This window comes from Mycobacterium tuberculosis complex sp. N0072 (assembly GCF_030323725.1).
Classification (GTDB): Bacteria; Actinomycetota; Actinomycetes; order Mycobacteriales; family Mycobacteriaceae; genus Mycobacterium; species Mycobacterium tuberculosis.
This window is the reverse complement of sequence record NZ_CP040689.1, coordinates 2360124-2378955: the sequence shown is the minus strand read 5'-3', so window position 1 is coordinate 2378955 and position 18832 is coordinate 2360124. Positions and strand designations below refer to the sequence as shown.

The window sequence follows — 18832 nt, the reverse complement described above, 5'->3', positions numbered from 1 at the left end:
AACAACCAGTACCCTCAAATACGTGCAGCGTCGAATCATGGGCATCGAAACCGAGTTCGGTGTCACCTGCACATTTCACGGTCACCGTCGGCTGTCCCCGGACGAGGTGGCCCGCTACCTGTTTCGCCGTGTGGTGTCCTGGGGCCGCAGCTCCAACGTCTTCCTGCGTAACGGTGCGCGCCTGTATCTCGACGTGGGCAGTCATCCCGAGTACGCCACCGCCGAATGCGACAGCCTGGTGCAGCTGGTCACCCATGACCGGGCCGGTGAATGGGTGCTGGAAGACCTGCTCGTTGACGCCGAGCAGCGGCTGGCCGACGAGGGCATCGGCGGCGACATCTACCTGTTCAAGAACAACACCGATTCGGCGGGCAACTCCTACGGCTGCCACGAAAACTACCTGATCGTGCGGGCCGGTGAGTTCTCCCGGATCTCCGACGTGCTGCTGCCCTTCCTGGTCACCCGCCAGCTGATCTGCGGGGCCGGCAAGGTGCTGCAGACCCCCAAGGCCGCCACCTACTGCTTAAGCCAACGCGCCGAACACATTTGGGAGGGCGTCTCTAGCGCCACGACCCGATCCCGCCCCATTATCAACACCCGCGACGAGCCACATGCCGACGCCGAGAAGTACCGGCGGCTGCACGTCATCGTCGGCGACTCCAACATGTCCGAGACCACCACCATGCTCAAGGTGGGCACCGCGGCGCTCGTGCTGGAAATGATCGAAAGTGGAGTCGCCTTCCGTGATTTTTCCCTGGATAACCCGATCCGCGCCATCCGTGAGGTTAGCCATGATGTCACCGGTCGCCGGCCGGTGCGGTTGGCGGGAGGCCGTCAGGCCAGCGCGCTGGACATCCAGCGGGAGTACTACACCCGCGCAGTCGAGCACTTGCAGACTCGGGAGCCCAACGCGCAGATCGAGCAGGTCGTCGACCTGTGGGGCCGCCAACTCGATGCCGTCGAAAGCCAGGATTTCGCCAAGGTCGACACCGAAATCGACTGGGTGATCAAACGCAAGCTGTTTCAGCGTTATCAGGACCGCTATGACATGGAGTTGTCCCACCCGAAGATCGCTCAGCTGGATCTGGCCTACCACGACATCAAGCGCGGACGCGGGATCTTTGATCTCCTGCAGCGCAAAGGGTTGGCCGCGCGCGTCACCACCGACGAAGAAATCGCGGAGGCCGTCGATCAGCCCCCACAGACCACCCGGGCCCGGCTGCGCGGTGAGTTCATCAGCGCCGCGCAGGAGGCGGGACGTGATTTCACCGTCGACTGGGTACATCTCAAACTCAACGACCAGGCGCAGCGCACCGTGCTGTGCAAAGACCCGTTCCGGGCGGTCGATGAGCGGGTTAAGCGGCTGATCGCGAGCATGTAGCACCACCAATGGCGACCTCGAAAGTCGAACGGCTGGTCAATCTCGTCATAGCCTTGCTGTCCACTCGTGGCTACATCACTGCGGAGAAGATCAGGTCCAGCGTGGCAGGCTATTCGGACAGCCCCAGCGTTGAGGCGTTCTCCCGGATGTTCGAGCGCGACAAGAACGAGCTGCGTGACCTCGGCATTCCGCTCGAGGTCGGCAGGGTCTCGGCGTTGGAGCCCACCGAGGGCTATCGCATCAACCGCGACGCCTACGCCCTGTCGCCTGTCGAGCTGACCCCGGATGAGGCGGCCGCGGTAGCCGTCGCCACCCAGCTGTGGGAGTCACCGGAGTTGATCACCGCGACCCAGGGCGCGTTGCTGAAGCTGCGGGCCGCCGGGGTGGACGTCGATCCCTTGGATACCGGGGCACCGGTGGCCATCGCGTCGGCGGCGGCCGTTTCGGGACTGCGCGGCTCTGAGGACGTTCTCGGAATCTTGTTGTCGGCCATCGATTCCGGGCAGGTGGTGCAGTTCTCTCATCGATCGTCGCGCGCAGAGCCGTACACCGTTCGGACCGTCGAGCCGTGGGGTGTGGTTACCGAGAAGGGCCGCTGGTATCTGGTCGGCCACGACCGCGACCGGGATGCAACCCGCGTCTTCCGGCTGTCCCGGATCGGAGCGCAGGTGACGCCAATCGGGCCGGCCGGCGCAACCACCGTGCCTGCCGGTGTGGACCTACGCAGCATCGTGGCGCAGAAGGTGACGGAGGTGCCGACCGGTGAGCAAGCCACGGTATGGGTAGCCGAGGGTCGGGCCACCGCGTTGCGACGTGCCGGGCGGTCCGCCGGGCCGCGACAACTTGGTGGTCGCGATGGCGAGGTGATCGAGCTTGAGATTCGATCCAGCGACCGGCTGGCGCGTGAGATCACCGGCTATGGGGCCGACGCAATCGTGCTGCAGCCCGGGTCTCTGCGCGACGATGTGCTGGCCCGACTACGCGCGCAAGCCGGAGCACTGGCATGAGCGCCCTGTCCACCCGGCTGGTGCGGCTGCTCAACATGGTGCCGTACTTCCAGGCCAACCCCCGGATCACCCGCGCCGAGGCCGCCGCCGAGCTGGGTGTCACCGCCAAGCAGCTGGAGGAGGACCTCAACCAGCTGTGGATGTGCGGCCTTCCGGGCTATTCCCCGGGTGACCTCATCGACTTCGAATTCTGCGGTGACACCATCGAGGTGACGTTCTCGGCGGGCATCGACCGGCCGTTAAAGCTCACATCGCCGGAGGCCACCGGGCTGCTGGTGGCGTTGCGGGCGCTAGCGGACATTCCCGGCGTGGTTGACCCGCAGGCGGCGCGCAGCGCCATCGCCAAGATCGCCGCCGCGGCCGGCGCGGTGGCCGCCGTTGCCGAACAGGCACCCACAGAAAGCCCGGCCGCCGCGGCCGTACGGGCCGCGGTGCGGAACAGTCGGGCGCTGACCATCGACTATTACGCCGCGTCGCATGACACCCTCACCACTCGGATCGTGGATCCCATCCGGGTGCTGTTGATCGGCGGGCACAGCTATTTGGAGGCCTGGTCGCGTGAGGCCGAAGGGGTTCGCCTGTTCCGTTTCGACCGGATTGTCGATGCCGCCGAGTTGGGCGAGCCCGCGGTTCCGCCGGAATCGGCACGGCAGGCGCCACCGGACACGTCGCTGTTCGACGGTGACCTATCGCTGCCGTCGGCGACGTTGCGGGTGGCACCGTCGGCCTCGTGGATGCTGGAGTACTACCCGATTCGGGAGCTACGACAGCTGCCGGACGGCTCCTGTGAGGTGGCCATGACCTACGCCTCTGAGGATTGGATGACGCGCCTATTGCTGGGCTTCGGTTCGGACGTGCGCGTTCTGGCGCCGGAGTCGCTCGCTCAGCGGGTTCGCGACGCCGCGACGGCCGCGCTGGATGCATACCAGGCAGCTGCGCCGCCGTGACGGCGCGAAATCTCCGGGTGCCGCGGCCGCTGCGGTAGCATCGGGTCAACGTCTGGAGGTAATCAAAGTGGGCAGTCTGAGTCCGTGGCATTGGGCGATCCTCGCTGTCGTGGTGATCGTGTTGTTCGGTGCCAAGAAGCTCCCCGATGCGGCGCGCTCGTTGGGCAAGTCATTGCGAATCTTTAAGTCCGAGGTCCGTGAACTGCAGAACGAGAACAAAGCGGAAGCGTCTATCGAGACCCCCACGCCGGTGCAATCGCAGCGTGTCGACCCCTCAGCGGCGTCTGGTCAAGACAGCACCGAGGCTCGGCCGGCTTAGCTCGGGCGTCGCTTCAGTGCGCGCCGCCGGTCTTCTCAAACGGCTCAACCCACGTAACAGGCGCAGCCGCGTCAATCCTGACGCGACGATGTCGCTGGTCGACCACCTGACCGAGTTACGCACCAGGTTGCTGATCTCCCTGGCCGCGATCTTGGTCACCACAATCTTCGGGTTCGTCTGGTATTCGCATTCGATTTTCGGGTTGGACAGCCTCGGAGAGTGGCTGCGGCATCCCTACTGTGCCCTGCCGCAGTCGGCCCGGGCGGATATCAGCGCCGACGGAGAGTGCCGTTTGTTGGCCACCGCGCCGTTCGACCAGTTCATGTTGCGGCTCAAGGTCGGGATGGCCGCCGGCATTGTGCTGGCTTGCCCGGTGTGGTTCTACCAGCTGTGGGCGTTCATCACGCCTGGTCTCTACCAGAGGGAGCGCCGCTTCGCGGTGGCCTTCGTGATCCCAGCAGCGGTGCTGTTCGTCGCCGGTGCCGTACTGGCCTACCTGGTGTTGTCCAAGGCGTTGGGCTTTTTGTTGACCGTCGGCAGCGACGTGCAGGTGACCGCGCTGTCTGGCGACCGCTACTTTGGCTTTCTGCTCAACCTGCTGGTGGTGTTCGGGGTCAGCTTCGAATTCCCCCTGCTGATCGTGATGCTGAACCTGGCGGGCCTGCTGACCTATGAGCGGCTCAAGTCTTGGCGGCGCGGGTTGATCTTTGCGATGTTCGTCTTCGCGGCGATCTTCACGCCCGGATCCGATCCGTTCTCGATGACCGCGCTCGGTGCGGCGTTGACCGTGCTGCTAGAGCTCGCCATTCAGATCGCCCGCGTGCATGACAAGCGAAAAGCCAAGCGCGAAGCCGCGATTCCCGACGACGAAGCTTCGGTCATCGACCCGCCCTCGCCGGTGCCGGCGCCATCGGTCATCGGATCTCATGACGACGTCACGTAGGCCCGCTAGCCGCGAGCGGGCGCGGTCAACTGGCGAGCAGACGCAAAATCCCCCGACACGCCGGGCGTGCGGGGGATTTTGCGTCTGCTCGCCAGCCCAGGCGAGGCGGCGGCGACGTGACTGAGCTGGCCGAGCTGGACCGGTTCACCGCGGAACTACCGTTCTCGCTCGACGACTTTCAGCAGCGGGCTTGCAGCGCGCTGGAACGCGGCCACGGTGTGCTGGTGTGCGCGCCGACCGGCGCTGGCAAGACGGTGGTCGGCGAGTTCGCCGTGCACCTGGCGCTGGCGGCCGGCAGTAAATGTTTCTACACCACGCCGCTGAAAGCCCTGAGCAACCAAAAGCACACCGATCTCACAGCACGCTACGGCCGTGACCAGATCGGGCTGCTGACCGGTGACCTGTCGGTCAACGGCAACGCGCCGGTGGTGGTGATGACCACCGAAGTGCTGCGCAACATGCTCTACGCGGATTCGCCTGCGCTGCAGGGGCTTTCCTATGTGGTGATGGATGAGGTGCATTTCCTCGCCGACCGGATGCGGGGTCCGGTGTGGGAGGAGGTGATCCTGCAACTGCCCGACGACGTGCGGGTGGTCAGCCTGTCGGCGACGGTGAGCAACGCCGAGGAGTTCGGCGGTTGGATCCAGACGGTGCGGGGCGACACCACGGTGGTGGTCGACGAGCATCGGCCGGTGCCGTTGTGGCAACACGTCTTGGTGGGCAAGCGCATGTTCGACCTGTTCGATTACCGGATCGGCGAAGCCGAAGGGCAGCCCCAAGTCAACCGCGAGTTGCTGCGCCACATCGCGCATCGCCGTGAGGCCGACCGGATGGCCGATTGGCAGCCTCGGCGCCGAGGCTCGGGCCGGCCCGGCTTCTACCGGCCACCCGGCCGACCCGAGGTGATCGCCAAACTCGACGCTGAAGGGCTGTTGCCGGCGATCACCTTCGTGTTCTCCCGGGCCGGTTGTGACGCCGCGGTCACCCAATGCCTGCGGTCACCGCTGCGGTTGACCAGCGAAGAGGAGCGCGCACGGATCGCCGAGGTGATCGACCACCGCTGCGGTGACCTGGCCGACTCCGACCTGGCGGTACTCGGCTACTACGAATGGCGGGAAGGGTTACTGCGCGGTCTGGCCGCCCACCACGCGGGCATGTTGCCGGCCTTCCGGCACACGGTGGAGGAGCTGTTCACCGCCGGTTTGGTCAAGGCTGTATTCGCCACCGAGACTCTGGCGCTCGGTATCAACATGCCGGCCCGCACGGTGGTGCTGGAGCGGCTGGTGAAGTTCAACGGTGAGCAGCACATGCCGCTGACGCCGGGGGAGTACACCCAACTGACCGGTCGCGCCGGCCGGCGCGGTATCGACGTCGAGGGTCACGCGGTGGTGATCTGGCACCCGGAAATTGAACCGTCCGAGGTGGCGGGCCTGGCCTCCACCCGCACCTTTCCGCTGCGCAGCTCGTTTGCCCCGTCGTACAACATGACGATCAACCTGGTGCACCGGATGGGTCCGCAACAGGCGCACCGACTGCTCGAGCAGTCGTTCGCCCAATATCAGGCCGACCGATCCGTGGTCGGACTGGTCCGCGGAATTGAGCGGGGCAACAGGATACTCGGCGAGATCGCAGCCGAACTGGGCGGATCTGATGCGCCCATCCTCGAATACGCTCGATTGCGCGCGCGGGTGTCCGAGCTGGAACGTGCGCAGGCCCGCGCGTCGCGGTTACAGCGACGGCAGGCGGCCACCGATGCGCTGGCCGCGCTGCGCCGCGGTGACATCATCACCATCACCCACGGCCGCCGCGGTGGTCTGGCCGTCGTCCTGGAATCAGCCCGCGACCGCGACGACCCGCGTCCGCTGGTGCTAACCGAACACCGATGGGCGGGACGGATCTCCTCGGCCGACTACTCGGGCACGACGCCGGTGGGGTCGATGACGCTGCCCAAGCGGGTGGAGCACCGCCAGCCGCGGGTCCGGCGCGACCTGGCCTCGGCGCTGCGATCGGCAGCCGCGGGTCTGGTTATTCCAGCCGCCCGGCGCGTCAGCGAGGCCGGCGGGTTTCACGATCCGGAGCTGGAGTCGTCGCGCGAACAATTGCGCCGTCATCCGGTGCATACCTCGCCCGGGCTCGAGGACCAGATCCGCCAGGCCGAGCGTTACTTACGCATCGAACGCGACAACGCGCAATTAGAGAGGAAGGTCGCCGCCGCCACCAACTCGTTGGCCCGCACGTTCGACCGATTCGTCGGGCTGCTCACCGAACGGGAGTTCATCGATGGCCCGGCCACTGATCCCGTGGTCACCGACGACGGCCGGCTGCTGGCGCGGATTTACAGCGAGAGCGACCTGTTGGTGGCCGAGTGCCTACGTACAGGTGCGTGGGAGGGTTTAAAGCCGGCCGAATTGGCGGGGGTGGTGTCGGCGGTGGTCTACGAGACGCGCGGTGGTGACGGCCAGGGCGCCCCGTTCGGAGCCGATGTGCCCACACCGCGGTTACGGCAGGCTCTGACTCAGACATCAAGGCTGTCCACAACATTGCGCGCCGACGAGCAGGCACACCGCATCACCCCGAGTCGCGAACCCGACGATGGCTTTGTCAGAGTCATCTACCGCTGGTCGCGAACCGGTGATCTAGCGGCGGCATTGGCCGCTGCCGACGTGAACGGCAGCGGATCACCGTTATTGGCAGGGGATTTCGTGCGTTGGTGCCGTCAGGTGCTCGATCTGCTGGACCAAGTTCGTAACGCTGCGCCCAACCCCGAACTGCGGGCTACCGCAAAGCGCGCTATCGGTGACATTCGGCGCGGCGTCGTCGCGGTTGACGCCGGGTAGGCTGGGCCAGAGTTACGGTTAACACAGACTGAGGAGAAGCGATGAGCGGACCGCAGGGATCGGACCCAAGGCAGCCGTGGCAGCCGCCCGGCCAGGGCGCCGACCATTCCTCGGACCCCACCGTGGCCGCGGGATATCCCTGGCAGCAGCAGCCGACCCAGGAGGCGACGTGGCAGGCCCCGGCGTACACACCGCAGTACCAACAGCCGGCTGACCCGGCGTACCCGCAGCAGTACCCGCAGCCCACACCCGGCTATGCGCAGCCCGAACAGTTCGGTGCACAGCCCACCCAGCTCGGCGTGCCCGGTCAGTACGGCCAATACCAGCAGCCGGGCCAATATGGCCAGCCGGGACAGTACGGCCAGCCCGGCCAGTACGCACCGCCCGGTCAGTACCCCGGGCAATACGGCCCGTATGGCCAGTCGGGTCAGGGGTCGAAGCGTTCGGTTGCGGTGATCGGCGGCGTGATCGCCGTGATGGCCGTGCTGTTCATCGGCGCGGTTCTAATACTCGGCTTCTGGGCACCCGGATTCTTCGTCACCACCAAGCTGGACGTCATTAAGGCGCAGGCCGGTGTGCAGCAGGTTCTCACCGATGAGACCACGGGGTACGGCGCCAAGAACGTCAAAGACGTCAAGTGCAACAACGGTTCAGACCCCACGGTCAAAAAGGGCGCCACCTTCGAATGCACGGTGAGCATCGACGGCACCTCAAAGCGCGTGACCGTGACCTTCCAGGACAACAAGGGCACCTACGAGGTCGGCCGGCCACAGTAATCGTCATCCGGGCAGCGTGTCGAGCGCTTTTTGTAGTCGCGCGATCGAGGATTCAACCCCGAATCGGGTCGCCAGATCGGCGGTGCGCTCCGGGTCAGCTGCGACCAGCGGCAACCTGTCGGTGGGTGTCGACAGCGTGACCGGTGCGTCGGTGGCGACCCGCACCACCCGGTCGGCGGCCTTGATGTAGGCCGACGCGGCAAGCAGTTTGGTACGTAGGCCCTTGGCCATCGTGGTCTTGCGGTCGTCGGCGGCCGCCATGATCTGATCTAGCGAGCCGTGTCGGGCCAGTAGGGTAGCGGCGGTCTTCTCGCCGACGCCTGGCACGCCGGGTAGGCCGTCGGACGGATCGCCACGCAGCAGCGCGAGTTCGGCGTAGGCCGCGCCGGCGCGATGTGCCGGCAACCCGTAGCGCTCGGCGACCTCGGCCGGTCCGAACAAGGTGGCCTTGGCAAGGCCGCGGCCCAGGTAGAGCACCCGGACCGGGACCGGATCGTCGGCGACCACTTGCAGCAGGTCGCGGTCTCCGCTGACCACGATTACCGGGTCGCGGCGCTCCCGGGTTGCCAGCGTGCCCAGCACGTCGTCGGCTTCGAATCCCGGGGCGCCTGCCATCGCGATCCCGAACGCGTCCAGTAACTCCATGATCATGTCGACCTGCGGGGTCAGCTCGTCGGGCACCTCCTCGACGTCGGGCTGGCCGTTGGGCTCAGGCTCAGCCACCCGGTGTGCCTTGTATGACGGGATCAGGTCCACCCGGAACTGCGGGCGCCAATCCAAGTCGAGGCAGACCGCCAGCCGGTTTGGCCGCTGCTGTGTGATCACCACCGCCATGGAGTCGATGAAGCCGCGTACGGCGTTGACCGGCCGGCCATCCGGAGCGGTGATCGATGATGGCACACCGAAGAACGAGCGGAACCACATGCTGGCGCCGTCCAGTAGCACCAGTGGCGATCGCAAGCGCGGCGGAGCCGGGTGCAGCGGGTCGCCACTTGTTGGGTCCAGTGGCGATCGCAAGCGCGGCGGAGCCGGGTGCAGCGGGTCGCCACTTGTTGGGTCCAGTGGCGATCGCAAGCGCGGCGGAGCCGGGTGCGGCGGGTCGCCACGCATCGGATCGGGTGCGGGCATGCGGGCTATCTTGCCAGCGCTCGCGAACGCGCGGTTAACCTGGCTGACATGGGTTCTCGCCGATTCGACGCCGAGGTTTATGCACGGCGGCTGGCTTTAGCGGCGGCCGCGACGGCGGACGCCGGTCTGGCGGGTCTGGTGATAACTCCCGGCTACGACCTGTGTTACCTCATCGGGTCGCGAGCGGAGACGTTCGAGCGGCTCACCGCGTTGGTGTTGCCGGCCGCCGGTGCGCCGGCGGTTGTGCTGCCGCGGCTGGAGCTCGCCGCCCTCAAGCAATCCGCCGCAGCGGAATTGGGTCTGCGCGTGTGCGATTGGGTCGACGGTGACGACCCCTACGGGTTGGTGAGTGCCGTGTTGGGCGGAGCTCCGGTAGCGACCGCGGTCACCGATTCCATGCCGGCGTTGCACATGTTGCCGCTGGCCGACGCACTGGGTGTGCTGCCGGTATTGGCCACCGACGTGCTGCGCAGGCTGCGGATGGTCAAGGAGGAAACCGAGATCGACGCGCTGCGTAAGGCCGGCGCGGCGATCGATCGAGTGCATGCCCGAGTGCCGGAGTTTCTGGTCCCGGGCCGAACGGAAGCCGACGTAGCCGCCGACATCGCCGAAGCAATTGTCGCCGAAGGGCATTCGGAGGTAGCGTTCGTCATCGTGGGTTCCGGGCCGCACGGCGCCGACCCGCATCACGGATATTCGGACCGCGAATTGCGGGAGGGTGACATCGTTGTCGTCGACATCGGCGGCACGTATGGGCCTGGATACCACTCCGACTCCACCCGAACCTACAGCATCGGCGAGCCTGATTCTGATGTAGCGCAGTCATATTCGATGTTGCAGCGAGCCCAGCGGGCGGCGTTCGAGGCCATCCGCCCAGGGGTGACAGCGGAGCAGGTGGACGCCGCCGCGCGTGACGTGCTCGCCGAGGCCGGGCTCGCGGAGTATTTTGTGCACCGCACCGGGCACGGCATCGGGCTGTGCGTGCACGAGGAGCCCTATATCGTCGCCGGCAATGACCTGGTGTTGGTTCCCGGCATGGCGTTTTCCATCGAGCCGGGAATCTATTTCCCGGGCCGGTGGGGCGCCCGCATCGAGGACATCGTGATCGTGACCGAGGACGGTGCTGTGTCTGTCAACAACTGCCCGCACGAGTTGATCGTGGTGCCGGTGTCCTAGGCCAATGGTGTCGCGCTCAGCCGGGTATCTTGGCGAGGATGTAGTTGGTGATGCCGATGACCGCCTGCTGGCCGCGGCTGGTGTCGGGCGTCATGATGTCGACATCGACAAGCACATTATTCTTCGCGGCGATCGCATGGTCTTCGCGGACTCGTAGCACCGGTCCCTGCGCCGTCAACACCATGGTGGTGATGCCATCAACGACTTCGGGAACGCTCGTCGACAGTTCAACGGGCCTTCGCCACTCACTACGGAAGAGTGTTACGGTTCGACCCCCGCATCGGCGCCAGATCGACGCCAAATCGGCCAAATGCCTTTGGGCTGTGGCCGCGTCGCGAAAGGCCACGATCAGTTGCCCCACTTGATTTGGGGCAGTCCCGGTGGGCGGCTCGTCGATTGTCAACCCGTAAAAGCCGATGACGGTCCCCAGGTCGTAGGCGCTAGGAACGCCACCCCCAACCGCCGGCCAGCACTCCGCGGGGTTGATTGACCCGTTGGGAGTCTGGGGTTGAAGCATTGGCTCATGGGCGACCAGGTTCTGGATGCCCACGAAGTTTTTGACGTCATCAAGGGGCGGCAACAACCCGGGTAGGCGCGACCTTGTCACGATCGGTGGTTGCGGTGGTGTTGTGCTGGACGAGGTGGGAGAAAGGGCTGCAGCGCTTGGCGGCGTCGCGGTCCGCGGTTGGTGCGATGTCATGGTCACCGCGGTGACGGCCGCGGCGGCCACCACCATCACGGCCGCCACCGCCGCCACGCCCCGACGGTAGCGGCGCGGTCGTCTCGGCAGCGGCGGCAGGCCTGGCGGCCAACCGTGACCGGGCGGCGTGGCCAACGCGGTCACTGACCCGACCGGATGCTGCCACCACGGCGAACCTGGCACGGCGCCTTGCGATATGACGTGCGGCGCGGGGCTCGGCGGCACCCATCCGTCGGTGGCTCCCCCGTACAGGGCTGCGGCGGCGGCATGTGCGAATTCACCCGCTGAGGTGAACCGACGCATGGGATCCTTGGCCATCGCAGTGGCGATCACCGCATCCATCGCCGCCGACAGCCCTGGCACGCGATCGCTGACCGTCGGCGGCGGTTGGTGCAGATGACCCGCCACCACTGCCACCGCCGCTCCAGCACCGGCGGCAAACGGCGCCTCACCGGTTAGTAGCCGAAATAGGGCACACCCCAACGAATACAAATCGGCCCGGCCATCAAAACCTTGCCCTGCAAGAACTTCCGGCGCAGCATAGGCCAACGTGGCCAGCACCGAACCGGTGGACGTCAGTCCCGTGTCGCCGAGCGCACGCGCGATCCCAAAATCGCTTAGCAGCACTCGTTCATCGCCGCCAGCGGCTCGCGACAACAAGAAGTTCGCCGGCTTGATATCGCGATGTATCACGCCTTGTTGGTGCGCATAGTCGAGCGCCTTGGCGACCTCGCCGATCACGTACACCGCCCGCGCTGTGGTCATGGTCGCCGCCCGCAGCGCATCCTCAGCGTTCCCGCCATCGACGAACTGCATCGCAATCCATAGCCGACCCTCGAACTGGCCGCGCTGATGAACCGCCACGATGTTGGGATGATCCAACCCCGCGGCCACATCGGCTTCGCGGACAAACCGTGCCCGAAAATCGAGGTCACGCGACAACTCCGCAGCAAGGACTTTCAAGGCTTCGCTACGCGGCAGATCGGGATTACGCGCCAGATATACGGTGCCCATTCCGCCGGCACCTAGCATCCGCTCTATCCGGTACCCGGCAAAAACCGAACCCGCACTCAACTCGTGGGCCACCAGCTACCATCCATCAACCGCAAAACCGCACCCCACTTGCGCCCGGCGCAACCGTCGGCAAGCCCCCAAGCGCAAGTAATCACCAAACCACGATAGCCAACTCACCAGTTCCAGGTGATCGCGTGCACCCGTGGTATCGGCCCGCGCATACGCTAAGCCGATCGCGTCGTGAAACGCTTCCGCTCACTACGCAGGTTGAAGCCTCCCGGGTATTCGCACACCTTGTTGTGTGTGACAGGTGTGCTCCACCCACGCCGAGGCGATGTCTTCCAGGTCAGCCAGGGTGCGGATCGGCCCGCTACGAAACGGGCTGCCGTGGCTGCATTCGGTCCTGTGGGGCCCTGTCGTGGTTTCACATAAGGCGTTGTCGAGGGCGTCGCCAACAATGCCTATCGACGGCCGCAGCCCGGCTAGCATCGGTGTCTTGCCGAAATATATTGCAGTATACTGACTTCCGGCGTCGCGATGATGAATAGCTCCGCCAAACGGGTGACCTAGGTGAGTCTGGAAGGCCGTGGCGTAATGCGCGTTCGACGAACGCTGCGTCTTTGGTCAGCGAGCATTCCCAGCCCGCGATCACACCGGCGTAGGCGTCGACCACGAACGCGGTGTAGCCGGAACTCCACGTCATCGGCGCGTAGGTGAAGTCGGCCGCTTCCAGCAGGTTCGTTGCTAAAGCCCGCCATTGCCGACCCGCCAGGTCTAGGGCCTGGGCCGCGGCCGGGTCTGGTTCGGTGGTGTGTGATGTGCGCTGCGAGGGGCACTCCGCGCCAACCGTTGGCCCGCATGATCGTCTTCACCGTGGCAGAGGGCCACCGGAAGCCCTGGCGCTGCAGGTGCGCCCACATCTTCAGGCTGCCGTACAGGCATTCCGGTGGGCGTTTGCCCTCGGCGTCGGGTTCGTAGTAGCCGGCCAGGATTTCGGTGATTGTGGTGTCCCACAGTGCGCGTTTCGAAGGCGCTGCCGCGCGATCCGCGAAATAGGTGCGCGAGGCGATCTGCACGCCGTGCACGGCCAGTGCCCGACAGATCGGTGTGACCCCGTAGGTGTGCTTGTGCTTGTCGCCGAACGCACAGATCAGCGGTGTCGCGGGTCGCACTTCCGCGCGAAGAAACTCGTTGCGACCTTGAGTATTTCGATGGTTTGCTCAAGCTCGCTGGTCTTTACGCTCCCACTTCTGCTGGCGGACACGCCGGCCACCACACCGCTATCGACCTCGGCTTGACCTGCCCACCGGCGCAGCGTCTCCGCGCTGATCCCCAGAGACCAACCGCACCGCCGAGCGTGAACTGGGGGGCCAGATTCCGGGCTCGGCCGAAATCTCGCCCTCAGAACACGCTCGGCGGCGCCAACGAACGACACCACGTCGCACATGTCGCTCACGTCCCATACTCACCTACAGTGACGCGGCCGCCCCCAAACCCAGTGCCGGTCAACAATCAAGGCGGCGGAAAGCGGTCATGTGTCAGCACAGGCCAAGCCCGCACCACCGGCGGCGATGGACGCGTCGAGGTCTTCCTGATGGGTGTAGGGAACCTCCATCATCGGAAGGCGTCGACTCCCGCCCCGGCAACGACGCGCCGATCTCCTCTACACCCTCAACTGCCAAAGGGTCGCCTATTGGTGTATGCCAACCGATTGCAACGCGTGGAGCGCATCGGCGGCCGCGCGATGTACCGCGTCGCGCTGGGCGTCGAGGCCCATTGCGTCGCCGCGAATCTTGGCGACGACCGCCGCCGCCATCGCCCGCCGTTCCGCTCGTGTGTACGCCTGTTGAATGGTTGCGGCCGTGCGCATCTCACGCAAAATGCTGTCCAGATCGGTCAGCAGCGTGCGAGCGTCGCGCAGGTCGACGTCACCGTCGGTAACAGCCCGGCGCGCTTGCCATAGCTGAACCAGGCGTCGATAGACCGATTTACGGGCCGCATTTCCCCCCTCGTGGAGTGGGCCGTAACTGAGCTCGCCCCTGGGCATGGGGTCCAGCAAGTGTCGCGCCGCTATCACCAGTTCGCCGGCCCCGACAACGTCGGTCGCCACCTCGCCATGCATGCGGCGAGTAACGTCGGCGTGTATCACATCAACCGGCGGGAGGCAGTCGGCATCCTCGGTAGCCCCTGTGCGGTGCGCCAGCGCGTGGATCGCCTCGGCGGCGGCTCGGCATACGGAATTGCACTGCAGCTCGACACCCAACGCGTCCCGGTAATTCTTGGCGACAACCGCGGCGGCCATCGCCCGCCGCTCCGCGCACGCGTATGCCCGTTCCACGCCTGCGGCGGTAATGGCCGCCAACAACACGTTCAGCACATCGATCAGCAGTGCGCGCACATCGCGCTGACCCGTCGGCCGTAGCTGCCATCGCTCATCGAGCACCTCACAGCGCGCGTGTCGCAGCTGTATCAGGCGTCCGTACACCTGTGCGCGGGCCGCTTTGACGGCCTGAAACAGCGGTCCATGCACGATGACAAGTGGCCGCGGCTGGGTATCGAGCTGATACCGCACGGTGAGTAGTAATTCGGATGCTGCTGCGGCATCCATGAGCAGCTCGCCGCCGCGCAACTGGCGTTCGATCTCGGCGCAAATCAGATCGAACGCCGACGACGAATCGTCACTCACCGGCATCGGTCTTCTCGTCGGGAGCTATGCGTCCGAAGTCCTTGTGCTCGGGCAGCAGGATGCGCCTGCGAACTACGGGCTTGCCGTCGGTGGGTTTCGTGGTCGGTGCGCTCGGGGGCACCGTCAGGCGGCCCTTGACCGGCTGGCCATTGGGGACCGCAGGCGCGGTCACGCGCTTTTCGACCGGCTTTTCTTGGCCGCTCCCTTCGCCCCGGGCGCCCATCGCGCCCGGCGGCACCATCGGCATCCCGGCCGCACCCATGTGCGCTGAGGCAGGTGAAGCGCCGCCGGGCGGGGGCATCGTCGCCGACTTGGTCGGTGCCCCCGCGGGAGTCGTCGGCGGTGACGACGTCGGTACGGGTGGTGGACCCAGATAGCCGGTGGGGGTAGTGCCGCCAGCGCCCCCGCCCCCGACGTCACCGCCACCTGCACCGCTGCCAAGACCGGGCTCGCCCCCGATGCTGTCCAGCAGCCGCGCCCCGTCCACGGCCGCCAGTCCGTCAGCGCCTTGGGCCTGTTGCATTGCACTCATCAGCGGCTGCATGGCGCCCTGCCCGGCTTGCATCGCCTGTTGCGGGAGCTGGGTCAGCGGCCCCATGACGCCGCCGAGCGCGCCGCTGAGCGCTCCGCCGATGCCTGACGCCATCTGCGCCATTCCCTGCGCGCCCACCCCCTGCATCTGCTCCGCCGCATTGGCCTCGTTCGCCGAGAACTTGCGCGCGGCATCGGCCGCATGTGCCCGCCGATCGGTGTCATCTCCCTCGATGTCGGCGTTCGTGCCTCCCAGATCGGCGTTCGTGGACAAGCCAAACAGCGCCATCAGCAGGTCGATCAGCGTCGGTCCACCGGGATGAACGGGTCCCAGCGCCAGCGGCACCGGCCCTGGCCTGCCGGCCGCCGCCCAATATTGTTCGGGATGCGATTCGATTGACGTCATCTGGATCTCCTCGTTGATATCGCGGCGATCGCCCAGGCAAGGTGATAGTTCGCCCCCGACTGGTCGCCTGCGATCAGTGCGTTGATCGCCGCCAACAGCATCCAATCGACCACCGTGGCGATGTCGTGGTTGGGGTAGGTGGTCAGTACGGCTTGGTGGATCTCGGTGGTTTTGTGGTGTAGGAGGTCGGTTTCGTTGTCGGGGACGCCGTAGTTGCGGGTGGCGGCCACTACTACGGCTTGGGCGATGCGGGGCAGTGTGTCGTGGCGGCGTACCGTTTCGACCAGGGTGGGTCCGAGTTCGTCGATTGTGGGTGCGATGCGTGCTGTGCGGTCGCCGGTGAGTGCGGGTGTGTCGGGGTCGGGTTGGCTGAGGTAGCCGTGGGGGTGGTGTGCCGCGGCTACGGTGGTGGTGCCCAGTAGGTCGGTGACGGTGGCGTGGCGGCGTCGGGGGGCCGGTTCGAGCAGGGTGATGTGGGCGGGTAGGCGAATGTGTGGGGGGATCCAGCCGCTGGCGAGGTCGGTGACCAGCAGGGTGGTTTGGCCGTTGTCGCGTAGCCCGGCAGCCCACGATAATCCGGGTTCTTGGCGGGCGACGGTGTCGAGGATGCGGCGTAGGCGTTGTTGTTCGGCGGCTCGGCGGGAGGTGTCTCCGGCTGCGGCGCCGGTGGTGGCGGCCGCGGTGGCGCTGGCTAGCGGTGGTGTTGGGTTGCTGGGTTGGGCCTGGGTGGTGGCTGGTGCGGTGGATTTGTTGACGACGGGTGACATTAGTGAGCCGCCTGCTGCGGGTGAGGAGGGTGTGACCGCGGCACCGGAGATGGGTCCGGTTGGGGTGGGTGGCGTGGCAGGGGGTGTGGTTACCGGTGGGCGCAGGTCGGCGCCGTAGGCGGGCAGTGGCCCCGCGGGGGCGGCGGCCGGGGGGGCCGGGGATGCTGGCGGGCCATTAGCGACCATGGGCGCGATGGGTGTCATGGCGCTGGCGTTGTCGGTGGTTGGTGGCGCGATCGGTGCCGGGCTGGGGGTCGGCGCGCTGTCGGGGATGTGGGGAATCCCGGCCGTGGTGGCGGTCGCGACTGTCGGTGTGGTGACCGTGGGTGTCGTCGGGGGTGGCGCCGGTGGCGGCAGGGGTTCGGTTGCCGCGTGCACCACGCCCGCCGACAGCGCCTGTGCACCGGCCGCGGCCGGCGTGCCCGTCGTCATCCCGGTGGTGAACGACTGGCCCAACGACTGTGGGGATAACGGCGCTGTTGCCGCCGCCGCTGCTGGTGGCATGCCAGCGGCCGGTACTGACGGGCCACCAACACCAACGGCGGGGGCGCTGGGGGGTAGGGGTGGTGAGACGGTACCCGGTGGGGGTGGGCCGGGCGGCATGGGAGCAGTGCCGAATGGTGATGTTGGTGTTGGAGCTGTCGGCGGGCCGCTACTTGTTGAAGATGAACTTAGCACCATGGGAGCAGTGCCGAATGGTGATGTTGGTGTTGGAGCTGTCGGCGGGCCGCTGGTTGTCGTCGAATGACTGGGCGCAGACGGAGCAGCACCGAATGGGGATCCTGCAGGCGAGTTCGCCGTCATAGAAGTCATGTCTTCAGCGGTCACTGGGCGTGGCCGCGCGGGAGCGTCGAGGCTTACACCGTGGTCACGCAACCAGGTGTGGGCGTCACCACCGATGGTCTCGTCGAACACTCGTTGCGTCGCGTCGATAATGTTGGACATCGCGGTTGCTCCCACATGGTCGGCCATGGCATTCGACTGCTCGATGACGGCGTTCACCGCGGCAACTTTGGCCTCTATCGGCCCTTTGCCGGCCAGGATTTGGTTGATTTGCTGATTGCCGGATTGTGCGATCTCGGTCAGCCGATCCCGCAAATAGTTCACCGCATCCGCGACTTGCTCGCTTTGGTCGCTTTTGACCTCGCACTGATGCGCGATGGTGGCTAGTCGCTGTTCGCCGCGCCAATATCGCTCCAACAAATCGTCGGCGGTGCGCCCTTGGTTTACCGCTAACAGGGATCGCTCGTTGCGCAGGTCGTTGGCCTCGTTGCGCTTGAGCTGGGCCGCCTTACGCCAATACGTCACCCCGGCCATCGGCGCATCGGGCCGCGCCGGCCACCACGCACCCACCAAGAGCGCCGACCACCGACCGGGTGGCAGATCACCCGCCACCGCAGATGGCCTTCATGCGCGCATCCTTGGCATTGACATCATTGGCTGCTGACTGCCACGCTGGATGGTCTTGCTCCATCGCAAAGGCTGTAGCTTGGCCATATGCTTCTGCTAGTGCAAGTGCATCGGTGCGCTCGCCGGGCACGAGCGCCGGGGTCGTATTCAGTGTCTGCTGAAGCATCACCGCACCATTGACTGTGGCAATGTTTGCGAACGCCGGGTTGTCGCCGTTTGTCGCGATTTGGACCGCCCGCGCTGCCAGTTTGTACACCTCGCATAACTTTTGGTGCGCGGCGGCGGTTTCTGCTGCGGTGTATGTCGGCTCGGCGGTCGTTCCAGCGGCGGTGGCTGGACCGCTGTTCGTCGGGCGCGTCAGTGCCACGATTAAAGCTGCGGCACCCAGCACAACCGCGGCAATCGCGACGCTGGCCACCGCCGCCAACGGCCAATTGCGTGAACGCGGCGGCGCTGGGGGGTGGGTTGGTGTCCATTGTCCTGTGGTGGGTGGGGGGGTGTTGGTCACCCGCGTAAGGCTATTGCAGCTGCCGTGTCTGTGCACTCCACCTGCATGCCAGCAGCGTTTGGTGGCCACCTTGGCCTGGGCGACCGCAGTAGGTCGGTTTCGTTGTCGGGGACGCCGTAGTTGCGGGTGGCGGCCACTACTACGGCTTGGGCGATGCGGGGCAGTGCGTCGCGGCGGCGTACCGTTTCGACCAGGGTGGGTCCGAGTTCCTCGATACCTGGTGCGATGCGGGCTCGCCGGTCGCCGGTCGCCACGTGCCACACGGGTTGGTGATCACTGACATCGATGTGGGAACA

General features: G+C 66.2%; 13 protein-coding genes and 4 pseudogenes. 9 read left to right on the top strand and 8 right to left on the bottom strand.

Features of this window, described 5'->3' with window-relative positions; all coding sequences use genetic code 11:
* Positions 1-22 precede the first annotated feature (22 nt).
* The 7 genes from pafA (at position 23) to FF952_RS11090 (ending at position 8210) form a co-directional block, all read left to right on the top strand.
* Positions 23-1381, top strand: a complete 1359-nt coding sequence (gene pafA / locus FF952_RS11120; RefSeq protein WP_003410781.1) for a Pup--protein ligase — start codon at positions 23-25, stop codon at positions 1379-1381.
* An 8-nt stretch (positions 1382-1389) separates the two neighbouring features.
* A complete protein-coding gene (locus FF952_RS11115) occupies positions 1390-2388 on the top strand; it encodes a helix-turn-helix transcriptional regulator (protein WP_003410775.1) in 999 nt (332 codons plus the stop codon).
* Positions 2385-3335 (top strand): helix-turn-helix transcriptional regulator, encoded by a 951-nt coding sequence (locus tag FF952_RS11110; protein WP_003410772.1) that lies wholly within the window; start codon positions 2385-2387, stop codon positions 3333-3335. Before FF952_RS11115 ends, FF952_RS11110 begins: the two co-directional genes overlap by 4 nt.
* Positions 3336-3402: 67 nt before the next feature.
* The gene (gene tatA / locus FF952_RS11105) at positions 3403-3654 is read left to right on the top strand and encodes a Sec-independent protein translocase subunit TatA (RefSeq protein ID WP_003410768.1); all 252 of its coding nucleotides are present in this window, start codon (positions 3403-3405) and stop codon (positions 3652-3654) included.
* Positions 3655-3670: 16 nt separating this feature from the next.
* Positions 3671-4597: a twin-arginine translocase subunit TatC gene (tatC, locus tag FF952_RS11100; RefSeq protein WP_003410764.1), complete on the top strand. Its 927-nt coding sequence runs from the start codon at positions 3671-3673 to the stop codon at positions 4595-4597.
* 116 nt (positions 4598-4713) lie between these two features.
* Positions 4714-7434, top strand: coding sequence for a DEAD/DEAH box helicase (locus tag FF952_RS11095; RefSeq protein ID WP_003899167.1), 2721 nt, complete (start codon positions 4714-4716; stop codon positions 7432-7434).
* A gap of 41 nt (positions 7435-7475) precedes the next feature.
* Positions 7476-8210 (top strand): DUF4333 domain-containing protein, encoded by a 735-nt coding sequence (locus FF952_RS11090; RefSeq protein ID WP_003410762.1) that lies wholly within the window; start codon positions 7476-7478, stop codon positions 8208-8210.
* Between the two features lie 3 nt (positions 8211-8213).
* On the opposite strand, the gene FF952_RS11085 is transcribed toward FF952_RS11090, so the two are convergent.
* Positions 8214-9170 carry a 5'-3' exonuclease gene (locus FF952_RS11085; RefSeq protein ID WP_014588488.1) on the bottom strand — a complete coding sequence of 319 codons (957 nt, stop codon included), beginning with the start codon at positions 9168-9170 and terminating at the stop codon, positions 8214-8216.
* A 216-nt stretch (positions 9171-9386) separates the two neighbouring features.
* On the opposite strand from FF952_RS11085, the gene FF952_RS11080 reads away from it, so the two are divergent.
* Entirely contained in the window at positions 9387-10514 is a 1128-nt protein-coding gene (locus FF952_RS11080; RefSeq protein ID WP_003410743.1) for a M24 family metallopeptidase, read from the top strand.
* Between the two features lie 16 nt (positions 10515-10530).
* Here FF952_RS11080 and pknJ read toward each other — a convergent pair whose 3' ends face one another.
* From pknJ to FF952_RS11050, 6 genes and pseudogenes are all read right to left on the bottom strand, one after another.
* Entirely contained in the window at positions 10531-12300 is a 1770-nt protein-coding gene (gene pknJ, locus FF952_RS11075) for a serine/threonine protein kinase PknJ (protein WP_003410735.1), read from the bottom strand.
* 186 nt (positions 12301-12486) lie between these two features.
* A pseudogene (locus FF952_RS11070) lies at positions 12487-13564 on the bottom strand (transposase family protein); the annotation flags it as partial.
* Positions 13565-13766: 202 nt separating this feature from the next.
* Positions 13767-14914: pseudogene (locus tag FF952_RS11065) on the bottom strand (hypothetical protein).
* Positions 14907-15851, bottom strand: coding sequence for a hypothetical protein (locus FF952_RS11060; protein ID WP_003903746.1), 945 nt, complete (start codon positions 15849-15851; stop codon positions 14907-14909). The pseudogene FF952_RS11065 and the gene FF952_RS11060 overlap by 8 nt, the downstream one beginning before the upstream one ends.
* Positions 15848-18013: a DUF5631 domain-containing protein gene (locus FF952_RS11055; protein WP_003904775.1), complete on the bottom strand. Its 2166-nt coding sequence runs from the start codon at positions 18011-18013 to the stop codon at positions 15848-15850. Before FF952_RS11055 ends, FF952_RS11060 begins: the two co-directional genes overlap by 4 nt.
* On the bottom strand, positions 18003-18395 hold the full coding sequence (locus FF952_RS11050) for a hypothetical protein (protein WP_223695514.1): 393 nt from the start codon (positions 18393-18395) through the stop codon (positions 18003-18005). Before FF952_RS11050 ends, FF952_RS11055 begins: the two co-directional genes overlap by 11 nt.
* Between FF952_RS11050 and FF952_RS11045 the strand changes: the two are divergent.
* A pseudogene (locus tag FF952_RS11045) lies at positions 18277-18656 on the top strand (hypothetical protein). The gene FF952_RS11050 and the pseudogene FF952_RS11045 overlap by 119 nt on opposite strands.
* Here the strand turns inward: FF952_RS11045 and FF952_RS11040 are convergent.
* Positions 18623-18787, bottom strand: a pseudogene (locus tag FF952_RS11040) (DUF5631 domain-containing protein); the annotation flags it as partial. The pseudogenes FF952_RS11045 and FF952_RS11040 sit on opposite strands and share 34 nt — an antisense overlap.
* Positions 18788-18832 lie beyond the last annotated feature (45 nt).